Below are 19,975 nucleotides of genomic sequence, written 5' to 3'. Positions count from 1 at the left end.
GGTGGCGGCGGTCAGACCGCGGTTAGAACTGAGTGGAGGTCGAGAAGCGGAAGGTCTCGGTCTTGTCGTAGTCTTCCTTGGACAGAACCTTCGACAGGTCGAAACGGATCGGCCCCATCGGCGAACGCCAGTGAATGCTGACGCCGGCGGCCGCACGCAGCGACAGCTCATCGACGATGTTCGGGTTGCGCAGTCCCGTCGCCGGATCAACCAGGTAGCGGTCGTCCAACTTGCCGATGGTGCCGAAGTCGGCGAACAGCGAGGTCTTGATGCCGTATTCGTCGGGCAGGTAGTTCGGCACCGTCAGTTCAACCGTGCCGATGGCGTAGAAGTTGCCGCCCAAGGCGTCGGTCGTGGTCAGGTCGCGTGCGCCCATACCCGCCGTCTCGAAGCCGCGGAAGGTGTTGCCGCCCTTGAAGAAGCGGTCGTTGATGCGGATCGGATCGCCGTTCCAGCCGCTGACATAGCCCGTCTGGCCCTGGACGCTGACCACCCAGTTCGGACGGATGCCGTAGTACCAGGACGCGTCGGCCTCGGTCTTGATGTAGTTCACGTCGCCGCCGATGCCGGCGAAGTCCTGGCGCAGCGAGGCGGACCAGCCGCGCGTCGGTCGGACCGGGTCGTTCAGGCGGTTCACCAGCAGGGTGTAGCCCGCCGATGAGTTGATGTAGGAGCCCGCCTGGTCGCACAGGGCCGACGAACCAGCGCCCACGCCGCCGCAATAGCCGAACGGAATGACGACCTCGTCGTCCTTCAGGAAGTAGCGCGCGCTGAACGAGGCGTAGCCGTTCAGCGGATAGGTGACGCGCACCCCGCCCCCGGTCGAGCGATAGTCGTAGGACGAGTATTTGCTCAGGTCATAGCGCATGTGGAACAGGTCGAAGCCCGCCCGCACGTCGCGTCCCAGGAACTTGGGCTCGGTGAAGCGGAAGTCGATCTGCTGGCGCAGCGAGCCCCATTCGGCGCGCGCCACCACGTTCTGCCCCCGACCGCGGAAGTTGCGTTCGGTGATGCCCAGGTTCAGCACGAAGGAGTCGACCGAGCTGAAGCCCGCGCCGACCGACAGTTCGCCGGTGGGCTGTTCTTCCACGGTGACGTTGACGACCGAACGGTCCGGCGCGCTGCCGCGCGTCTCCTCGATCTTGACGTCCTTGAAGAAGCCCAGGGCGCGCAGATTGTTGCGCGAACGCTCGACCAGCGAACGGTTGAAGGCGTCGCCCTCGCCCACCATCAGTTCACGGCGGATGACGCTGTCCAGGGTGCGGGTGTTGCCGACCACATTGATGCGGTCGATGTAGACGCGCTGGCCCTCGCGGACGTTGAAGGTCACGTTGACCGTGTCCGTCTCAGGGTCGGCGCGATAGGTCGGGTTGATCTCGACGAAGGCGTAACCGGCCGAACCGGCGGCGAAGGTCAGGGTGTCGACCGCCGCCTGGATGCGATCGCTCTCATACAGGTCGCCCGAACGGATCGGCAGCAGCATCTGCAGGAAGTCGGCGTTCAGGCGGTCGTTCTCGGTGACGACCTTGATCTCGCCGAAGTTGTAGCGGTCGCCCTCGTCCACCGTGACCGTCACGCCGAAGGCGCTGTTGTCCGGCTTCAGCTCGGCCACGGACGACAGAATGCGGAAGTCGTAATAGCCGCGGTTCGTGTAGAATTTCCGCAGCTGCTCGCGGTCGTAGTCGATCCGGTTCGGGTCATAGTTGTCGTTCGAGCTGAACAGACGCCACCAGGCCGACTGTTTGGTGACCATGACCTGACGCAGGTCGCTGTCCGAAAACGCGGTGTTGCCCAGGAAAGTGACGGCGGCGATGCCGGTTTCAGGGCCTTCGTCGATCTCGAACACGACGTCGACGCGGTTCTGCTCCAGCTGGACCAGCTTGGGCGTGACGGTCGCCGAGATGCGGCCCGACAGGCGGTACAGTTCAACGATCTTGCCGACGTCTTCCTGAACCCGCGCGCGGGTGTAGATGCCGCGCGGACGAATGGTCACTTCATCGCGCAGCTTCTTCTCGGCCAGGGCCTTGTTCCCCTCGAAGGTCACCTGGTTGATGATCGGGTTCTCGGCGATCTCGACGATCAGGTCGCCGTTGGCCTGCAGGCCGATCTGCACGTCCGCGAACAGACCCGTGCGCGACAGAGTGCGCACCGCCACGTCGATGGTCACGGCGTCGATGGTGTCGCCGGGCTGGATCGGCAGGTAGGACAGCACCGTCGTCTGATCGATACGCTGATTGCCGCGCACCACGATGCGGTTGACCACGGCGCGCTCGGCCTGCGGCTGCGCCATCTGCACCTGAGGCGTCTGGACCGCTGCAGCGGGCGCTGGGGCTGGCGTGGGCGCAGGCGCCGCCTGCCGGGCCAAGGCCGGTTGCGCCAGTCCGGCGGCGAAGGTCAGGGCCAGGGCGCTGACCCCGAGAATGCGGCCAGGGGTCTGGATCATGAGGCGACTGTCGTTTTGGTTCATGCGGAATACCATCGGGGGCTGGCGTCGGCTCACGAGACGAGCCCGCCGAGGAATTTGAAGAGATTGAGCTTCTGCAGATCGTTCCAGGTCGCGAACAACATCAAACCCGCCAGCAAAGCAAGACCGACCCGATATCCCGCCTCCTGAACACGGGCGGCCATCGGACGGCGCGCCACGGCTTCATAAGCGTAGAACAGCAGGTGCCCCCCATCCAGAACGGGAATAGGCATCAGATTTAAAAAGCCGATTCCGACCGAAAGTATGGCCGCGAAGCTGGTCAGCGTCAGCAACAGATTGCGAACGATGGCCCAGGGCTCGGGATTGGCCGCGACCGCGGCGTTGGTCAGGGCGCCGGACGCCTTGGCGATTCCCAGCGGCCCGCTGAACTGATCGCCCGTCTCGCGGCCGGTGAAGATGCGGCCGATATAGGTCAGGGTGGTGTTCAGGATGGCGCCGGTTTCGCGCACCCCCTGCCCCACGGCTGCGATGGGGCCATAGCGGACGTGGCGAATTTCATCGCGGTTGGAGCCCAGGGCCAGGCCGATGCGGCCGACGCTGACGCGGCCGGCGATGCGATCCGTCTCGGTCCGACGTTCGGGCGTGGCCGTAAGCTGCACCGCCTGATCGCCGCGCTCGACTGTGAAGCGCACCGGATCGCCGCTGCTCAGGGCCACGACGCGCGTCACCTCGCCCCCGTCGGAGATCAGCTTGCCGTTCACATGGGTGATCAGATCGCCCGGCAGGAAGCCCGCCTGCGCCGCCGGCGACTGGGGCTGAACCTCCATCACCCGCGCGGGACGCAGTTCGACGCCCACCAGGCTGAACAGCAGGGTGAAGATGAAGATGGCCAGGATGAAGTTGGCGATCGGTCCGCCCGCCACGACCAGGGCGCGCTGCCACAGAGGCTTGAAATAGAGGTAGTCGCGCTCGGCGCCCGGTCCATGCTCGGCCGTCACGGCCTGGCGCAGGGCCTCAAGACCCGCACGATCCGGCACGCCGGTCGCATCCAGGTCGCCGGAGAACTTCACATAGCCGCCCAGCGGCAGCCAGCCGATCCGCCACTCGACGCCGTGCTTGTCGGTCCGGCGGAAGATCGCGCGCCCGAAACCGATGGAAAAGCGGTCCATCTTCACGCCGAAGGCGCGCGCCGTCAGGAAGTGGCCCAGCTCATGCACCGTCACGACAAGCGTCAGCACGAGCAGGAACGGCACGACATAGGTCAGAGCCTGGCTGATCACGCCTATCATGCCGTTCGTATCTCCCGTTCCCCTCAGGCCGCGATGTTCAGCGAGGCGATGACGTCCCCCGCGATCCGCCGCGCCTGCGCATCAACGGCCAGGGCCGCTTCGCAGGCATCGTCGGAACCGCAAGACGCGCCCGCGCCCGTCGCCTTCTCAAGGGTGTCGGCGACGACTGCGGCAATATTGAGAAAGCCCAGCCGTCGGTCAAGGAAAGCCAGAGCCGCCACCTCATTGGCCGCATTGAAGACGATGGGGGCGATTCCGCCCGCCGCCAGAGCTTCGCGCGCCAGACGCAAGGCCGGGAACCGATCCTCGTCCGGCGCCTCGAACGTCAACCGCCCCAGGGCCGCCAGGTCCAGCTTGGGCGCCGGCCAGGCCAGACGGTCCGGCCAGGATAGGGCGCAGGCGATGGGCGTCCGCATGTCCGGCGCGCCCATTTGGGCCAGGGTCGAACCATCCACATATTCCACAAGGCTGTGGATGATCGATTCCGGGTGCACCACCACATCGACCCGGTCTTCCGGCATGCCGAACAGATAGGCGGCTTCGATCAGCTCCAGCCCCTTGTTGGCCATGGTGGCGCTGTCGACCGAAATCTTGGCGCCCATGCTCCAGTTCGGATGGGCCACAGCCTGTTCCGGCGAGATCCGCGTCATGGCCGCGCGCGGCAGGGTGCGGAACGGTCCGCCCGAAGCGGTCAGCACCAGTTTGGACACCCGCTCGGGCGCCCCGGCCGGAAAGACCTGGAAGATGGCCGAATGTTCGGAATCGACAGGAATCAGACGCCCGCCGCTGCGCTTGACCCGCTCGATCAGCGCCGGACCGCAGCAGACCAGGCTTTCCTTGTTGGCCAGGGCCAGGGTGGCGCCCGTCCCCGCCGCCGCCCAGGCCGAGCGCAGGCCCGCCGCCCCGACGATGGAGGCCATGATCCAGTCGGCGGGCCGCACGGCCGCCTCGACGATGGCGTCCGGCCCCGCCGCGGCCTCGACCCCGGTTCCCGCCAGGGCGTCGCGCAGTTCGTTCAATCGGGCGGGATCGGCCGTCACGGCGATGCGCGGCCGCCAGCGGCGCGCCTGTTCAGCCAGGCGGACGATGTTGGCGCCGCCGGTCAGGGCCTCGACCTCGAACACGGCCGAGCCAGCCGCTTGCGCCTGCTCCATCAGGTCCAGCGTCGAGGAACCCACCGATCCGGTCGAGCCCAGGACAGAGACGCGCCGCGCGATCATGCCGCCCGCTCCAGCATCAGGACGATCAGACGCCCGGCCGACACCACCACGACAGCGAACATCAGCCCGTCGACGCGGTCCAGCAGACCGCCGTGGCCAGGGATCAGATTGCCCGCGTCCTTGACCCCGAAACGCCGCTTCAGCGCCGATTCCCACAGGTCGCCGCCCATGGTGGCCAGGGCGGCCGTCAGGCCCAGAACCCCGCCCCAGAAGGCGTTCAGCAGGCCCATGTCCAGCCAGCCCGCCATGGCGGCGCCGGCGATCATCCCGGCGGTCAGACCGCCGATGAAGCCCGACCAGGTCTTATTGGGCGAAAAGCGCGGCCACAGCTTGGGCCCGCCGACGAAGCTGCCGACCAGATAGGCCAGGATGTCTGCCGACCAGGCCACGGCGAAGACCAGCACGGTCCAGTACAGCCCCTGCACCTCATGCAGGTCGCGCAGCCAGATCAGCAGGATGCAGGGCCAGCCGAGATAGAGCACCCCATAGGCCGTATCCAGCAGGGACTCGCCGCGCGTGCGGGCGAACAGACCCGCCGCCAGGGCGCCGAACACCATCAGCACCAGGGCCAGGGAAATTTGCCCGACATGGGCCGCGATCACCGCCACGACCAGGGCCAGGGCCACGCTGATCCCGACCGGACGCCACAGGTTCGGGGCGCACATCCGCGCCCACTCGAAAGCCAGCAGCACCGCCCCCGCGACCACCAAGGCGCAGAACCAATCGCCGCCCGCCCACGTCGCCAGGACCGCCGCCGGCGCCAGCACGACCGCCGAAGCGGCGCGCAAGGCGATATCTCGAGGCTTCAGCGCCATGTCAGCCCGCGACCTCGCCATAGGCTTCAACCATGACCTCGCGTCCGCCGTAGCGGCGCTCACGGCAACCGAACTGGGCGATGGCCTCGGCCAGGGCTTCGGCGCCGTAGTCGGGCCAGAGGATCTCCTGGAACACCATCTCGGCGTAGGCCGCCTCCCACAGCAGGAAGTTGGACAGGCGCTGCTCGCCCGAGGTCCGCACGATCAGATCGACCGGCGGCGCGCCCGCCGTCGACAGACCGGCGTCCAGCGCCTCTTCATCGACAACCACGTCTTCGCCCGCGCGGGCGCGATCGACCAGCCGCTGGGCGGCGTCGACCAGATCCGCCCGGCCGCCATAGTTGAAGGCCACCTGCAGCAGGAATTTGTCATTGTCCGCCGTCTCTGCCTCGGCGCGTGCGACAATGGCGGCGATGTCGTCCGGCAGCCCCTTGCGACGGCCCAGCACCTTCACCCGCACGCCCGCCGCAGCCAGCCGTTTCAGGTCGCTGCCGACAAAGGCGCGCACCAGGCCCATCAGGTCGGACACCTCGTCGGCAGGACGGCTCCAGTTCTCGGTCGAGAAGCCGAACACCGTCAGACACCGAACGCCCAGCTCCGGCGCCGCCTTGATCGTGCGGCGCAGGGCCTGGACCCCCTCGCGGTGGCCCACGGCGCGCGGAAGACCCCGGCGCTGCGCCCAGCGGCCGTTGCCGTCCATGATCAGGGCGACGTGACGTGGCCCCTTTGCAGGCGCCGTGGCGACGGGCTCGGCCGACATGATGGGGGCGTCCTTCCTGAACAGGCCTGACCGCGTCAGACCTGCATGATCTCGACTTCCTTGGCCTTCAAGGTCTCGTCGATACGCTTGATGGCCGCATCGGTGTCCTTCTGGACCTCGGCCTCCATCTTCTTCTGTTCATCCTGGCTGATCTCGCCGGCCTTTTCAGCCTTCTTCAGCTCGTCGTTGGCGTCACGGCGCACGTTGCGCACGGCGATCTTCTTGTCCTCGGCGTATTTGCCGGCCAGCTTGGCCAGATCCTTGCGGCGCTCTTCGGTCAGCGGCGGGATCGGGATGCGCAGCGTCTGGCCGTCGACGACCGGGTTCAGGCCCAGGCCGGCGGAGCGGATGGCCTTCTCGACCGAAACCACCATCCCCTTGTCCCAGACGTTGACCGAGATCATTCGCGGCTCGGGCACGCTGATCGCGGCCACGGCGGTCAGCGGCGAGGTTGCGCCATAGACTTCAACCACGACCGGATCCAGCAGACCGGCGTTGGCGCGGCCGGTACGCAGGCCGGCGTAATCGTCCTTCAGGGCGGCGACGGACTTGTCCATCCGGTCGCGGAACGTCTTGAGATCGGGTTTGGCCATGACGTGTGTCCTTGGTCCTGTCGTTTGATGACGAAGCCGCTCAGGCGGCCTTGTTGGTGATGACGGTGAAGGTGCCTTCTCCCGTCAGCGCCTTCTGAATTGATCCTTCCTCGCGGATCGAGAAGACCACGATCGGAATGCCGCTGTCGCGCATCAAGGCGATGGCCGAGGCGTCCATGACGCGCAAGTCCTTGGCCAGCACTTCCTGATAGGTCAGCGTCTCATAGCGGGTGGCCGTGGCGTCCTTCTTCGGGTCGGCGGTGTAGACGCCGTCGACGCTGGTGCCCTTCAGCAGGGCGTCACAGCCCATTTCGGCGGCACGCAGGGCCGCGCCGGAGTCCGTGGTGAAGAAGGGTGCGCCGACGCCCGCGGCGAAGATCACCACGCGGCCCTTCTCGAGATGGCGCAGGGCGCGGCGGCGAATATAGGGCTCGGCGATGGCGGCCATGGGGATGGCGCTCTGGACCCGCGTATCGACGCCGATCTTCTCCAGCGCGCCCTGCATGGCCAGGGCGTTCATGATGGTCGCCAGCATGCCCATGTAGTCGGCGTTGGCGCGGTCCATGCCCGCCGCCGCCTTGGACAGGCCGCGGAAGATGTTGCCCCCGCCGATGACCAGGCAGATCTCGACGCCCTGGCGCGCCACCGCAGCGACGGCGGCGGCGACCACGTCCACGGTCGGCATGTCGATGCCATAGGGCTGGTCGCCCATCAGCACCTCGCCCGAGACCTTCAGCAGGACGCGCTTGTAACGAAACTCAGAGGGGGCGTCGGGCATGATCAGGGGTCCGTGGATACAGGGGGTTAGCATCCGCGCGAAGTGAATCGGCGGCTCATCATAGACGAAGGGCGCGTCAGCCTTCAAAGCCGAACGCGCCCTTTTGAAATTTCTTCCCTTTCGGGAAGACGTTTCGAGTTAGTTGCCGCCCGTCATCGAGGCGACTTCCGACGCGAAGTCGGGAGTTTCGACCTTCTCGACGCCTTCACCCAGCGCCATGCGGACGAAGCCGGCCAGCTTCAGCTCGGAGCCCAGCTCCTTGCCGGTGTTGACGACCAGCTGCTCGATGGTCACGTCCGGGTCCATGACGAACGGCTGCTTGGTCAGCACCACGTCCTTCTGGAACTTGTTGATCTGACCTTCCACGATCTTTTCGATCATGTTTTCCGGGCGGCCTTCTTCCTTGGCCTTCTCGATCAGGACGGCGCGTTCCTTCTCGATCGCGGCCGGATCCAGGTCCGAGGTGTCCAGCGCCAGCGGAGCCGTGGCCGCCACGTGCATGGCGATCTTGCGGCCCACTTCACGCAGGGCTTCCTTGTCGCCGGCGCCTTCCAGGGCGACCAGCACGCCGATGCGGCCGACGCCCGGCGACACGGCGTTGTGGACGTAGCTCGAAACCACGCCTTCACCGACCGACAGGCGAGCCGCGCGACGCAGCTGCATGTTCTCGCCGATGGTGGCGATCAGGTTGGTGACTTCGTCCTGAACCGTCTTGCCGTTCTCCAGGGTCGCGCCGTGGATGGCTTCCACGCCTTCGTGGTGCAGACCCAGCTGAGCGAATTCCTTCGCGGCCGACTGGAACAGGTCGTTGCGGGCCACGAAGTCGGTTTCGGCGTTGAACTCGATGGCCGAGGCGACTTCGCCCTTGCCGTCTTCGCGCACGGCGACGGCCACCAGGCCCTCGGCGGCGACGCGGTCGGCCTTCTTGGCGGCCTTGGACAGGCCCTTGGCGCGCAGCCAGTCGATGGCCGCTTCGATGTCGCCGTTGGTCTCAACCAGCGCCTTCTTGCAGTCCATCATGCCGACGCCCGAACGCTCGCGAAGCTCCTTCACGAGGGCGGCAGTGATCTCGGCCATGTCTTTCTCCTGAAATTCAAAATGGGCGGCCGGACTGTTTAGCCCGGCCGCATGTCAAGTTGACGTCGGTCCGGCGCGCGGCGGCGCCGGAACGTCCGTCCTTAGCCTTCGACCTTCTCGGCCTCGGCGGCGACCAGCTCTTCAGCCGCGCCTTCAGCGCCCGCCGGAGCGGCCTCGGCCTCAACCACGACGGCTTCGCGCAGGGCCGGCTCGACCGGAGCTTCCGAAGCGCCCAGGTCGATGCCCTGAGCGGCGGCGCCGGCGGCCAGGCCGTCCAGAACGGCGTCAGCGATCAGGTCGCAGTAGGTCTGGATGGCGCGCGCGGCGTCATCGTTGCCCGGCACCGGATAGGTGATGCCGTCCGGGTCCGAGTTGGTGTCCAGGATGGCGATGATCGGGATGTTCAGCTTGCGGGCTTCCTGGATCGCGATCGCTTCCTTGTTGGTGTCGATCACGAACATGATGTCCGGCACCGAACCCATGTCCTTGATGCCGCCCAGCGACAGCTCCAGACGGTCCTTTTCGCGCTGCAGGGTCAGCAGCTCTTTCTTGTTGCGGCCTTCGCCGCCGCCTTCAACGATGCCTTCCAGTTCGCGCAGGCGCTGGATCGAGTTGGAGACGGTGCGCCAGTTGGTCAGGGTGCCGCCAAGCCAACGGTTGTTCATGTAGTACTGGGCGCAGCGCGTGGCGGCCTGTGCGACCGGGTCGGCGGCTTGACGCTTGGTGCCGACGAACAGCACGCGACCGCCCTTGGCGGCCACGTCGCGCACGGCGACCAGGGCCTGGTGCAGCAGCGGCATCGTCTGCGACAGGTCGATGATGTGGATGTTCGAGCGCGAGCCGAAGATGTAGCGGTCCATCTTCGGGTTCCAGCGGTGCGTCTGGTGGCCGAAGTGAGCGCCGGCTTCCAGCAGCGTACGCATCGAGAATTCAGGCAGAGCCATGATCGTCTTTTCCTTTTTCCGATCAAACCTAGCGCGGGCGGTTAAAAGGATCGGCTGATCCCTCGGAACGGTGCAGGCCGGGATGTCTCCCCGGACCGCGCCACGCCCACGTGCGAAGTGCGCCGCGCATGTAGGCGAAACGGCCGCAAAACGCAAGACTGTGAAGATCATGGGCTTTTAACTTGTCGCCCCCAGGCGGCCACGGCCAGATGACGCCATGCCCCCTTCCCTTCGCCTGCTGTCCGCCCTGGCTTTCGCGCCGCTCGCCGCCGCTCCGGTTCCATTCGCCTGGGCCCAGACGCCTGCGCCGGTTTCCGCAGAGGCCTATAGAAAGGATGCCCTGGCCCTGCCTGGGCTGATCGAAGCCCAGTACGCCTATCCGGAGCGCCTGCCAGGCGGCCGGTTTCCTTCCTCACCGCAGCTGACGGCCCAGAGCGAGGCGGTGCATGACGCCGCCTCTCTGCTGAAGTACGCCGAGAACGCCCTCACGGCGCTGGCCGACCATCACGCCATCACCGGCTCGTCCTTCGCCGACAGCTGGGCCGTGGTTCCCAGCTATGCGGATCTCTGGATCGAGCGAGTCGCACCGCACTGGATCATCACCGACGTCCGCGACGGATCGCCTGCAGCCGAAGCCGGCATTCGCCCCGGCAGCCGCCTGCTGGCCGTCGGCGATCAGCCCATCGACGACGCCGTCGCCGCCTTCTGGAGCGAGATCGGCCTGACATCCGAAGGCGAGCGCACCGCCTATGCCGCCCGCGTCCTGGTCGCCGGGCGCCGCGACCGCCCTCGCGACCTGATGATCGAGACCCCCGACGGGTCTCGGCGTCGCCTGACCCTGCCCAACCTCTACACGACGCGGCGCGACCGCCCCCCGGTGGAGAGCCGACAGGTCGACAGCGCCGTGGTCATCCGCATCAATGACGCGCTCGGCGACCGCGCGACCATCGCCGCCTTCGACCAGGCGATGACGACGGCGCTGCCCGGTCAAACCCTCGTCCTCGACCTGACGGAGACGCCCAGCGGCGGCAACACCGTCGTCGCCCGCGCCATCATGGGATGGTTCGTCGATGCGCCGTCCGCCTATCAGATCCACAGCCTGCCCGCCGAAGCGCGCGAAACCGGGATCGAGCGGCGCTGGATCGAACAAGTTCTGCCGCGCCCAGGCAAACGCCACAACGGCCCTGTCGTCGTCCGCGTCGGGCGCTGGACCGGCAGCATGGGCGAAGGCCTGGCCATCGGCCTCCACGCCCAGGGCGCGCGCGTCGTCGGCCGGCCGATGGCGGGCCTGCTCGGCGCCGTCTACGACCTGCGCCTGCCGAACAGCGGACTGGTCATTAAAATTCCTGTCGAACGGCTCTACGCCGTCGACGGAACTCCGCGCGAACAGTTCAAGCCTCAGCCGGATTGATCAGAAGCTGCGTCCGTCCACGCGCTGTGCGGTCCAGTCCCACGGCTCCACGTCGGTCAGGGTGCGGATGTTGATCGCCGCCACCTCGCTGCCGTCCGGGGCCTCGCCGTAACCGAACGGCTGCACGCCACAGGTCTTGCAGAAACGATGCTCGATCTTGTGCTGATTGAAGAAGTAGGACGTCGTCTCGCCCTCCCCCTTCGTCAGGCGAAAGGCTGAGCGGGGCGCAAAGGCCAGAACGAACCCCTTGCGATAGCAATGTGAGCAGTTGCACTCCATCAGGCCGTCCAGCCCGATGTCGACCTCATAGGCCACCGCGCCGCAGTGGCATGACCCGGCATGGGTCTTCGCACTCGTCTCGCTCATCAGGCGTCCTCCAGCATCACCACCCCCGGCGCCGACTTCAACGCGCCGCGCAGCGCCGCGTCCAGTCGGTATCGTCCCGGCAGCTTGATCTCGACCTCGGTGCGGCCGCCCAGCGTCGCCTGCAGCCAAACCTCGCCGCCCTTGCCCTGCGCCCGCGCCCGATCCAGCCGCGCCTTCAGCGCCTCGGCGTCCGCCGATTGCGCCGACAGAATGACGCGCAGCCCGATCTGGGCGTCGTCCAGCAGCACGTCCATGCGGCTGGCGTCATCGCCGAAGAAGCGCACCTCGCCATCCGCCGCCTTGGCCCGAACCTTGACCAGAACCGACGTCCCGACCTCCAGAACCTCGCGGCACCGCCGAAGCTGTTCGGGCGGGAACAGGCATTCGAACTCGCCAGTCGGGTCCGAGAAGGTGACGAAAGCGAATTTCTCGCCGGTGCGGGCGCTGGCCCGTTCCTGACGGCGGCGCACCACACCGGCCATCTGGAAGGCTTCATGCCCCGCCTCAGCCAGCCCTTGCGCCTCGGCCACGAAGGTCACGCGCTTGCGTTTCAGGGCCGGCGTCAGTTCCTCGAGCGGGTGACCCGACAGATAGAAGCCGACGGCGTAAAGCTCCTGATCCAGTTTGTCGGGGCCGGCCCACGGCTCCATGCTCTTCAGGCGCGGCCGAGCCGCGGCGGCCTGATCCGCGCCGAATAGGCTGACCTGGGACGAAGCGCGCTCGGCCGCCACGCTCTGGCAATAGGCCATCAGCACATCGGCCTGCTCGAACAACTGACGGCGGTTCGGATGGATGCTGTCGAAGGCACCAGCTCTCGCCAAACCTTCCAGCGCCCGCTTGTTCACCGCCTTGGGGTCGACCCGTTCTAGGAAATCGAAGATGTCGGCGAACGGCCCGCCTGTCTCGCGCATCTCAATGACGTGCTTCATAGCCTCAAGGCCCACGTTGCGGATGGCGCCCAGCGCATAGAGCACGCTGCCCTGCCCGTCCTTCCACGACACGTCGAAGTCGGCGGACGAACGGTTGATGTCGGGCGCCAGGACTGGAACCTCGAACCGGCGGCAGTCCTGATAGAAGACCGCCAGCTTGTCCGTGTTCGACAGATCGAGGCTCATCGACGCCGCAAAGAACTCGACCGGGTGATTGGCCTTCAGCCAGCCCGTCTGGAACGAGATCAGCGCATAGGCCGCCGCGTGCGACTTGTTGAAGCCATAGCCCGCGAACTTGGCCACCAGGTCGAAGATGGAGCCTGACTGGGCCTCCGGAACCCCCTTCTCGGACGCGCCCTTGACGAAGCGAAGGCGCTGGAAATCCATCTCCTCCTTCTTCTTCTTGCCCATGGCGCGACGCAACAGGTCGGCCTCGCCCAGGCTGTAGCCCGCCAGGATCTGGGCGATCTTCATCACCTGTTCCTGGTAGATGATGACGCCGTAGGTCTCGGTCAGCACCTCCTTTAGGCTGGGGTGCAGGTAATCGACCTCCGCCCGGCCGAACTTCCGGTCGATGTAGGTGTCGATCATCTCCATCGGCCCCGGCCGGTAGAGCGAAATCAGGGCGGTGATTTCCTCGATTGAGCCGCAGCGCATCTTGCGCAGGGTGTCGCGCATGCCCTGGGATTCCAGCTGGAACACCCCGACCGTCTGACCCGAGGCCATGAGCTCATAGGTCTTGGGATCATCCAGCGGCAGCAGACCCCAATCCTGAGCCGCGCCGCGCCGTTCCAGGTAGCTCTTGGCGCGGTCCAGCACCGTCAGCGTCTTCAGGCCCAGGAAGTCGAACTTCACCAGGCCCGCCGGCTCGACCCACTTCATGTTGAACTGGCTGGCGGGGATAGTGGAGCGCGGATCCTGATACAGCGGCACCAGTTCCGTCAGCGGTCGGTCGCCGATGACGATGCCCGCCGCGTGGGTCGAGGCGTTGCGGTAGAGGCCTTCCAGCTCAAGCGCCGTCTCCAGCAGAGCCTTGACGGCAGGCTCGGCGTCGCGCGCCTCGCGCAGGCGCGGCTCCAGGTCGATGGCCTGGGCCAGGGTCACGGGGTTCGCGGGGTTGGCCGGAACCATCTTGGCCAGGCGGTCCACCTGGCCCAGCGGCATCTGCAGCACCCGGCCCACGTCGCGCAGCACGGCCCGCGCCTGCAGGGTGCCGAAGGTGATGATCTGGGCCACCCGGTCCTTGCCGTAGTGGTCCTGAACATAGTCGATGACCTCTTCGCGCCGCTCCTGACAGAAGTCGATGTCGAAGTCGGGCATGGAGACCCGTTCGGGGTTGAGGAAGCGCTCGAACAGCAGGCCGAACCGCAGAGGGTCCAGGTCAGTGATGGTCAGCGACCAGGCGACCAGGGAGCCCGCCCCCGAGCCCCGTCCCGGCCCCACCGGGATGTCATGCAGCTTGGCCCATTTGATGAAGTCCGCCACGATCAGGAAGTAGCCGGGGAACCCCATCTGCTGGATGATCCCGACCTCCCATTCCAGGCGGGACCAGTAGTCTTCCTCAGGCGCATAGGGCTGGTTCTTCTCAAGCCGCGCCTTCAGCCCCTCACGCGCCTGGTGGGCCAGTTCGTCGTCTTCCGAACGACCTGCGCCGGTGTCGAAGCGCGGCAAGATCGGCTTGTGCGTCTTGACCAGGAAGGCGCAGCGGCGCGCGATCTGAATGGTGTTGTCGCAGGCCTCCGGCAGATCGGCGAACAGTTCGCGCATCGCCTCGGCCGACTTGAACCAGTGCTCGCCGGTGACGCGACGGCGATCCTCCTGGCCCGTGAAGGCGCCGTCGGAGATGCACAGCAAGGCGTCATGCGACTTCGCCTGGGCCGCCTTGGCGTAATAGACGTCGTTGGTCGCGACCAGCGGCGTGTCATTGGCGTAGGCCCATTCGACCAGCCCGCCCTCGGCCAACGTCTCGCTGGACAGTCCGTGGCGTTGCAGTTCGACATAGAAGCGGTCGCCGAAGACCCGCTTCATCTCGGCCAGGGCGGCGGCGGCCTCCATCGGCTTCTTCTGCACGAACAGAGGATCAATGGGGCCGTCCGGCCCGCCCGACAGCAGGATCAGCCCTTCGGACTTATCCACAACCTGTCCCCAGGGCACGCCCGGCTCGGCCATCTCGCCCGCATCCAGATAGGCGGCGGACGACAGGGCGCACAGGTTGAGCCACCCCTGCTCATTCTGGGCGATCAGCACGACCGTCGGCGTCTTGGCCCAGCGTTGGGCGACCTGCCCGCCGATACCGAGCACCGGCAAGGCGCAGGCGACGATAGGCTGGACGCCCGCATCCTTGGTCGTCTGGCTGAACTCAAGGGCCCCGAACAGGTTGGCGCGGTCAGCCACGGCCACGGCCGGCATTCCGGCATCGGCGGCCATCTTGCCGATCTTGCCGGCCTTGATGGCGCCTTCCAGCAGCGAATAGGCGCTGCGGACCCGCAGGTGGACAAAGCCCTGACTGTTCACCGCATCCGCCAATCGAAAACTCCGCATCGCAGCGCCCGATCATACGGGCGCATCGTCATCATGCAGGGAGTCGCGCCTCAGTGGGCGCGGTCATGTCACCAGAAAGGCCGCCTGCCAGACCATCCAGACGAAGCCGCCGCAGGACGCAAGCGACAGCAGTTCCCTCACCCAACGCGTCATTGGTTTTATCCCCAGATCAAATGTTGCCCATTTGTTCTAAGTTGCCTCTTTGTTCTCGTCAACCTCAATTCGCGAGGAAGCCGAGCCGGGTCAGGGCCGAGGCCAGGGCGGCCGAGTTGGGGGACTGGGTCTTGCGCAGCAGGCTGGCGCGGAAGAACTCCACCGTGCGCGGGCTCAGTTCCAGGTTCTAGGCGATCTGTTTGGTGGTCAGGCCCTCAACCAGCATTTCGGCCACCTGTCGCTCGCGGCGTGTGAAGGTCAGTTCCTCGCGCGCCGGCGTGGCTGCCAAGGCCTCCGCCCCGCGACGCAGGGCGCGGACCAGATCATCAACCGTCGCCGGCTTGGGCAGGACATCGTCCACGCCCAGACGCATGGCGTCGACCGTCGTCCGCACGTCCACAAAGGCGCTGACGATGATCACCGCGTGACGGTTCAGCGCACAGAAGGCGGCGACCAGATCCAGCCCTTCGACGCCCGGCATCTTCAGATCGGCGACGATGCAGGTCGGATCGGCGTCTGAAGCCCACATGAGGGCTTCAAGCGGTTCATGGAAGCCGACCGCGGAGAAGCCCGCCTCGCGCACGGCGAGCAGGGTCACCTCCAATAAGGCGCGGTCATCGTCGATGATGGCGATGTCAGAAATAGCGCCCCCAACCCTTTCTGAAGCCTGTTCATTTCGACCGCCGTCCACGCCATCACGCATCATGCCGTCGAAAGTACGCAAGGCTCAGCCGCAGCAAAACCTCGTAGTCCCACGCAATTGATCGCCCAAGACTCATGGGCGAACCATACCCCCGATACGCCGATATCAACCAGGAAGGCCCGCCATGCTGCAAAGCGCCGTTTTCCTGACTCGTCCCCCATCAGGATTCATTGGCAGCACGCGATGGCCGGCGTTGATCGACATGAGACGCGACCAAGCGCGCTCGCTGAGCCTGGCGGGTGCTGCGGCCGCTGTCGATGACGTGATCATCTACGCCGTGGAGGGCTCAGCAGACTCCGTGGACGGCTTCCTGCAACTGCTGGGCGTCAGCCCGTGCGAGACCGAGCCGATCCAGGCGTGGCGCCAGGAGGTCCGCTTTCGCATCCACCGTGTCCTGGCGCTCTCGCACCCGCCCCTGACGCGCGAGGAAGCCGCAGCCCTGCGTCGGGCGCTTGACGCCGACAATCCGGCCTATGGCGAGATACCGGCCTTGCTGGCGGCCGTCGCTCTGCGCTGGTCGATGCTGGCCTATCGAACGCCGTTGCAGGCGACGACGCGGCTCATCGCCTCCTAGTAGGCGTGGCTTTCGGCCGCCCGCTGCTCCAGATGCCCGTCCTTCAGGGCGAAGACGCGGTCCATGTGCCCGGCCAGCTCCATGTTGTGCGTGGCGATCAGAGCGGCGACGCCCGTGGTCTTGGCCAGTTCGCGCAAGGACTCGAACACCGCCTGGCTGGTGGCGGGATCCAGGTTGCCGGTCGGCTCGTCCGCCAGCAGCAGGCGCGGGCTGTTGGCCAGGGCGCGGGCGATGGCGACGCGCTGCTGCTCGCCGCCCGACAGTTGCGCGGGCTGGTGCGTGACGCGCTGGCCCAGACCGAGCGCCGTCAGCTTCTCGGTCGCGCGACGCCGCGCCTCCCCTTCCCCTACGCCCGCGATACGCATCGGCAGGGCCACATTATCCAGGGCGTCGAACTCCGGGAGAAGATGGTGGAACTGATAGACGAAGCCGATGCGGTGCAGACGCAGCCGCGTGCGCGCCCGCTCGTCCAGGCCGCCGACGTCCTCGCCGTCGATCAGCACCTGGCCGCTGGTCGGCCGCTCCAGCAGCCCCGCCGCGTGCAGCAGGCTGGACTTGCCCGAGCCGGACGGACCGATCAAGCCGACGACCTCGCCCGGCATGACCTCCAGGTCGACGCCCTTCAGCACCGTCAGCCCGCCCTGGGCCGTCGGATAGGTGCGCGTCACCCCGCGCAGGGAAAGGATGGCGCCGTTCGCTGCCGTCGCGGCGGCGGGCTTCTTCTTCAGCAGCTTATTCAAAGCGCAGGGCCTCCACCGGATCGATGCGCGACGCGTTCCACGACGGCGGCAGGCTGGCCAGGCAGCTCATAAAGAAGGAGAAGACGGCGACCCAGGTCACGTCCCACGGGTCCACCTTGGCCGGAACAGAATCCAGCATATAGACCTCGGCGTTGAACAGCTGGACGCCCAGCAGGCCCTCGAGGAAATGCTGGATCGCGCCGATGTTCCAGCAGAACAGCAGCCCCAGCACTAGGCCCGCGATCGTGCCGCCGATGCCGATGGCCGCGCCCGACATGAAGAAGATGCGCAGGATGGACGACTGGCTGGCGCCGACGGTGCGCAGGATGGCGATGTCGCGCGTCTTGTTCTTCACCAGCATGACGATGCCGCTGATGATGTTCATGGCGGCGATGGCCACCACCATGCCCAGAATGATGCTCATGGCCACGCGTTCGACCTTCAGCGCGCCCCAGATGGCGGCCTGGCGGTTGCGCCAGTCGGTGACGACGCTGCCCGGTCCGGCCGCGCGCTGAACCGGCGTCAGCAGGTTTTCGACCAGGTCAGGCTCCGCCACCTTCATTTCGATGACGTCCCAGACGCCGTCCTTGCCGAAGAACAGTTGCGCCTGCTCCAGCGGCATGAAGATGAAGGCGCGATCATAGTCCGCCGCGCCCGACGTATAGATTCCGCCAACGATATAGGTCTTCTCCAGCCCGCCCAGATTGCCGAAGGCGCTGTCCGCTCCAGTCGGAGAATAGAGGGAAATAGGATCGCCTTCGCGCAGGCCCATCTGCTCGGCGAGGCTCTTGCCGATCAGGACGTGATCGCCGCCGTACTGACCATTGCCGAAACGCTCGCGCGCCTCTGGGGTCAGGCTGTCATAGACGAACTTCGTCGAGGCCAGATCCTGCGGCCGCACGCCGCGCACGACACCGCCCGTGGCCCCCCCGCCCGCGCGGAACATGGCCGGGCTTTCGATCAGGGGCGTCACCGCCACCACGCCCGGCACGTCGGCGATCCGCTTCAGCGCGGCGTCGCGATCGGGCGCATAGAGCACCGGCCCCTGCACATACATATGACCGTTGAACGACAGGATCCGGTCCATCAGCGTGCCGCGGAAGCCCGCCATAATGCTCATCACGCTGATTAGCACTGCGACGGCCAGCATGATGCCGATGAAGCTGATCATGGCGATCAGCGCCACCCCGCCCTGCTTGCGCTTGGCGCGCAGATAGCGGAGCGCCAGCCCGATCTCCCAGCTGGAGAACGGGCCTGACCCTTTGGATTCGGGCGGCGGAGCGGAAGCCGTCGCGGCGTCGGTCATTTCGTGAGCAGCTCCAGGGCGGCGTCCAGCGACAGGCTCTGCTTCTCGCCGGTGGCGCGGCGCTTCAGTTCGACCACGCCGTCAGCCAAGCCCTTGGGCCCGATGGTCAGCTGCCACGGCACGCCGATCAGGTCGGCGGTGGCGAACTTGCCGCCCGGCCGCTCGTCGGTGTCGTCGTAGAGGACGTCCTTGCCCAGGGCTTCCAGCTTGGCCACGGCGTCTTCACACGCCGCCGAGACAGCCTCGTCGCTGGCGCGCAGGTTGATCACCACCACGTCGAACGGCGCGACCGAGTCCGGCCAGATGATGCCGCCCTCGTCGTGGCTGGCCTCGATGATGGCTCCCAGCAGGCGCGACACGCCGACGCCGTAGCTGCCCATGTGGACCTCGGTGTCTTGACCGTTCGGCCCGGCGACCTTGGCCTTCATGGCGGCCGAGTATTTGGTGCCGAAGTAGAAGATGTGGCCGACCTCGATGCCGCGCGCCGACAGGCGGTCGCCCTTGGCCGTCTGGGTCTCGAACTGGGCGGCGTCGTGCATTTCCTCGGTCGCAGCGTAGAGGGCCGTGCGCTCGTTGAACACGCTCTCCAGTTGCTCGACGCTGAGGTTGTGGCCGGGCGCGGCCATCTCTACCAGCTTGCGGTCGCAGAAAACCTCGCTCTCGCCGGTCTCGGCCAGGACGATGAACTCGTGGCTCAGATCGCCGCCGATGGGGCCGGTGTCAGCGCGCATCGGCACCGCCTTCAGGCCCAGGCGGGCGAAGGTGTTCAGATAGGCGGCGAACATCCGCTTGTAGGCGATGCGGGCCGAAGCCTCGTCCAGATCGAAGGAATAGGCGTCCTTCATCAGGAACTCGCGGCCGCGCATGACGCCGAAGCGCGGACGGCGCTCGTCGCGGAACTTCCACTGGATGTGGAAGAGGTTCAGCGGCAGGGCCTTGTACGACTTCACATAGGCCCGGAAGATATCCGTGACCATTTCCTCATTGGTCGGCCCGTACAGCAGTTCGCGCTCATGACGGTCGGTGATGCGCAGCATCTCGGGGCCATAGGCGTCGTAGCGGCCGCTCTCGCGCCACAGATCGGCCAGTTGCAGCGTCGGCATCAGCAGCTCAACGGCGCCTGCCTTTACCTGCTCGTCGCGAACGATGCCTTCGATCTTGCGCAACACCCGCAGACCCAGCGGCAGCCAGGCGTAGATGCCGGCGGCCTCCTGCTTGATCATGCCCGCGCGCAGCATCAGCTGATGCGACACGATCTGGGCGTCGGAGGGGGCTTCTTTCAGGATCGGCAGGAAGTAGCGCGACAGGCGCATGGGAGGATTCTCGGCAAATTCAGTCAGGCCCGAGGTTT

At 66.6% G+C, this 19,975-nt stretch carries 17 protein-coding genes; 2 read left to right on the top strand and 15 right to left on the bottom strand.

Annotated features, from left to right (window positions below; all coding sequences use genetic code 11):
- Positions 1-22: 22 nt before the first annotated feature.
- The 9 genes from bamA to rpsB form a co-directional block, all read right to left on the bottom strand.
- Complete coding sequence (gene bamA / locus B3D50_RS02850) at positions 23-2,467, bottom strand: outer membrane protein assembly factor BamA (protein WP_375855802.1); 2,445 nt, start codon at positions 2,465-2,467, stop codon at positions 23-25.
- A 29-nt stretch (positions 2,468-2,496) separates the two neighbouring features.
- On the bottom strand, positions 2,497-3,714 hold the full coding sequence (locus B3D50_RS02845; RefSeq protein WP_286949321.1) for a M50 family metallopeptidase: 1,218 nt from the start codon (positions 3,712-3,714) through the stop codon (positions 2,497-2,499).
- 23 nt (positions 3,715-3,737) lie between these two features.
- On the bottom strand, positions 3,738-4,934 hold the full coding sequence (gene dxr / locus B3D50_RS02840; protein ID WP_286949320.1) for a 1-deoxy-D-xylulose-5-phosphate reductoisomerase: 1,197 nt from the start codon (positions 4,932-4,934) through the stop codon (positions 3,738-3,740).
- Positions 4,931-5,749 (bottom strand): phosphatidate cytidylyltransferase, encoded by an 819-nt coding sequence (locus B3D50_RS02835; RefSeq protein WP_269298140.1) that lies wholly within the window; start codon positions 5,747-5,749, stop codon positions 4,931-4,933. The genes dxr and B3D50_RS02835 overlap by 4 nt, the downstream gene beginning before the upstream one ends.
- Before the next feature lies 1 nt (position 5,750).
- Positions 5,751-6,509, bottom strand: coding sequence for a polyprenyl diphosphate synthase (gene uppS, locus B3D50_RS02830; protein ID WP_286949318.1), 759 nt, complete (start codon positions 6,507-6,509; stop codon positions 5,751-5,753).
- A gap of 35 nt (positions 6,510-6,544) precedes the next feature.
- A complete protein-coding gene (gene frr, locus B3D50_RS02825) occupies positions 6,545-7,102 on the bottom strand; it encodes a ribosome recycling factor (RefSeq protein ID WP_286949317.1) in 558 nt (185 codons plus the stop codon).
- A 40-nt stretch (positions 7,103-7,142) separates the two neighbouring features.
- Positions 7,143-7,880, bottom strand: coding sequence for a UMP kinase (gene pyrH, locus B3D50_RS02820; RefSeq protein WP_003164613.1), 738 nt, complete (start codon positions 7,878-7,880; stop codon positions 7,143-7,145).
- A gap of 138 nt (positions 7,881-8,018) precedes the next feature.
- Positions 8,019-8,957: a translation elongation factor Ts gene (gene tsf, locus B3D50_RS02815; protein ID WP_286949315.1), complete on the bottom strand. Its 939-nt coding sequence runs from the start codon at positions 8,955-8,957 to the stop codon at positions 8,019-8,021.
- A gap of 101 nt (positions 8,958-9,058) precedes the next feature.
- A complete protein-coding gene (rpsB, locus tag B3D50_RS02810; RefSeq protein WP_003164611.1) occupies positions 9,059-9,901 on the bottom strand; it encodes a 30S ribosomal protein S2 in 843 nt (280 codons plus the stop codon).
- Between the two features lie 217 nt (positions 9,902-10,118).
- Here rpsB and B3D50_RS02805 point away from each other — a divergent pair, with 217 nt between their 5' ends.
- Positions 10,119-11,312: a S41 family peptidase gene (locus tag B3D50_RS02805; protein WP_286949313.1), complete on the top strand. Its 1,194-nt coding sequence runs from the start codon at positions 10,119-10,121 to the stop codon at positions 11,310-11,312.
- Here the strand turns inward: B3D50_RS02805 and B3D50_RS02800 are convergent, their stop codons facing one another.
- The 3 genes from B3D50_RS02800 to B3D50_RS02790 all read right to left on the bottom strand — a co-directional run bounded on the left by B3D50_RS02800 (position 11,313) and on the right by B3D50_RS02790 (position 16,004).
- Complete coding sequence (locus tag B3D50_RS02800; RefSeq protein ID WP_286949312.1) at positions 11,313-11,678, bottom strand: GFA family protein; 366 nt, start codon at positions 11,676-11,678, stop codon at positions 11,313-11,315.
- Entirely contained in the window at positions 11,678-15,133 is a 3,456-nt protein-coding gene (dnaE, locus tag B3D50_RS02795; RefSeq protein WP_286949311.1) for a DNA polymerase III subunit alpha, read from the bottom strand. The genes B3D50_RS02800 and dnaE overlap by 1 nt, the downstream gene beginning before the upstream one ends.
- 355 nt (positions 15,134-15,488) lie before the next feature.
- Positions 15,489-16,004 carry a response regulator transcription factor gene (locus B3D50_RS02790; protein WP_286949380.1) on the bottom strand — a complete coding sequence of 172 codons (516 nt, stop codon included), beginning with the start codon at positions 16,002-16,004 and terminating at the stop codon, positions 15,489-15,491.
- 202 nt (positions 16,005-16,206) lie between these two features.
- Here B3D50_RS02790 and B3D50_RS02785 point away from each other — a divergent pair, with 202 nt between their 5' ends.
- Positions 16,207-16,578 carry a hypothetical protein gene (locus B3D50_RS02785; protein ID WP_269298128.1) on the top strand — a complete coding sequence of 124 codons (372 nt, stop codon included), beginning with the start codon at positions 16,207-16,209 and terminating at the stop codon, positions 16,576-16,578.
- Here B3D50_RS02785 and B3D50_RS02780 read toward each other — a convergent pair.
- The 3 genes from B3D50_RS02780 to proS are packed head-to-tail and all read right to left on the bottom strand — an operon-like array spanning position 16,575 to position 19,937.
- The gene (locus tag B3D50_RS02780) at positions 16,575-17,318 is read right to left on the bottom strand and encodes an ABC transporter ATP-binding protein (protein WP_286949309.1); all 744 of its coding nucleotides are present in this window, start codon (positions 17,316-17,318) and stop codon (positions 16,575-16,577) included. The two genes, B3D50_RS02785 and B3D50_RS02780, sit on opposite strands and share 4 nt — an antisense overlap.
- On the bottom strand, positions 17,311-18,624 hold the full coding sequence (locus B3D50_RS02775; RefSeq protein WP_286949308.1) for a lipoprotein-releasing ABC transporter permease subunit: 1,314 nt from the start codon (positions 18,622-18,624) through the stop codon (positions 17,311-17,313). The genes B3D50_RS02780 and B3D50_RS02775 overlap by 8 nt, the downstream gene beginning before the upstream one ends.
- Entirely contained in the window at positions 18,621-19,937 is a 1,317-nt protein-coding gene (proS, locus tag B3D50_RS02770) for a proline--tRNA ligase (RefSeq protein WP_286949306.1), read from the bottom strand. The genes B3D50_RS02775 and proS overlap by 4 nt, the downstream gene beginning before the upstream one ends.
- Between the last annotated feature and the right edge of the window lie 38 nt (positions 19,938-19,975).

The sequence above is a fragment of the Brevundimonas sp. UBA7507 genome (genome assembly GCF_002478355.1).
GTDB classification, from domain to species: Bacteria; Pseudomonadota; Alphaproteobacteria; order Caulobacterales; family Caulobacteraceae; genus Brevundimonas; species Brevundimonas diminuta_D.
This window is presented reverse-complemented; position numbering and strand designations above follow the sequence as displayed.

What these genes read in the sequence shown, in the direction of transcription:
- bamA (WP_375855802.1), bottom strand. Translation starts at nt 2,467, where the DNA reads ATGAACCAAAACGACAGTCGCCTCATGATCCAGACCCCTGGCCGCATT.
- B3D50_RS02845 (WP_286949321.1), bottom strand. Translation starts at nt 3,714, where the DNA reads ATGATAGGCGTGATCAGCCAGGCTCTGACCTATGTCGTGCCGTTCCTG.
- dxr (WP_286949320.1), bottom strand. Translation starts at nt 4,934, where the DNA reads ATGATCGCGCGGCGCGTCTCTGTCCTGGGCTCGACCGGATCGGTGGGT.
- B3D50_RS02835 (WP_269298140.1), bottom strand. Translation starts at nt 5,749, where the DNA reads ATGGCGCTGAAGCCTCGAGATATCGCCTTGCGCGCCGCTTCGGCGGTC.
- uppS (WP_286949318.1), bottom strand. Translation starts at nt 6,509, where the DNA reads ATGTCGGCCGAGCCCGTCGCCACGGCGCCTGCAAAGGGGCCACGTCAC.
- frr (WP_286949317.1), bottom strand. Translation starts at nt 7,102, where the DNA reads ATGGCCAAACCCGATCTCAAGACGTTCCGCGACCGGATGGACAAGTCC.
- pyrH (WP_003164613.1), bottom strand. Translation starts at nt 7,880, where the DNA reads ATGCCCGACGCCCCCTCTGAGTTTCGTTACAAGCGCGTCCTGCTGAAG.
- tsf (WP_286949315.1), bottom strand. Translation starts at nt 8,957, where the DNA reads ATGGCCGAGATCACTGCCGCCCTCGTGAAGGAGCTTCGCGAGCGTTCG.
- rpsB (WP_003164611.1), bottom strand. Translation starts at nt 9,901, where the DNA reads ATGGCTCTGCCTGAATTCTCGATGCGTACGCTGCTGGAAGCCGGCGCT.
- B3D50_RS02805 (WP_286949313.1), top strand. Translation starts at nt 10,119, where the DNA reads ATGCCCCCTTCCCTTCGCCTGCTGTCCGCCCTGGCTTTCGCGCCGCTC.
- B3D50_RS02800 (WP_286949312.1), bottom strand. Translation starts at nt 11,678, where the DNA reads ATGAGCGAGACGAGTGCGAAGACCCATGCCGGGTCATGCCACTGCGGC.
- B3D50_RS02790 (WP_286949380.1), bottom strand. Translation starts at nt 16,004, where the DNA reads ATGCGTGATGGCGTGGACGGCGGTCGAAATGAACAGGCTTCAGAAAGG.
- B3D50_RS02785 (WP_269298128.1), top strand. Translation starts at nt 16,207, where the DNA reads ATGAGACGCGACCAAGCGCGCTCGCTGAGCCTGGCGGGTGCTGCGGCC.
- B3D50_RS02775 (WP_286949308.1), bottom strand. Translation starts at nt 18,624, where the DNA reads ATGACCGACGCCGCGACGGCTTCCGCTCCGCCGCCCGAATCCAAAGGG.
- proS (WP_286949306.1), bottom strand. Translation starts at nt 19,937, where the DNA reads ATGCGCCTGTCGCGCTACTTCCTGCCGATCCTGAAAGAAGCCCCCTCC.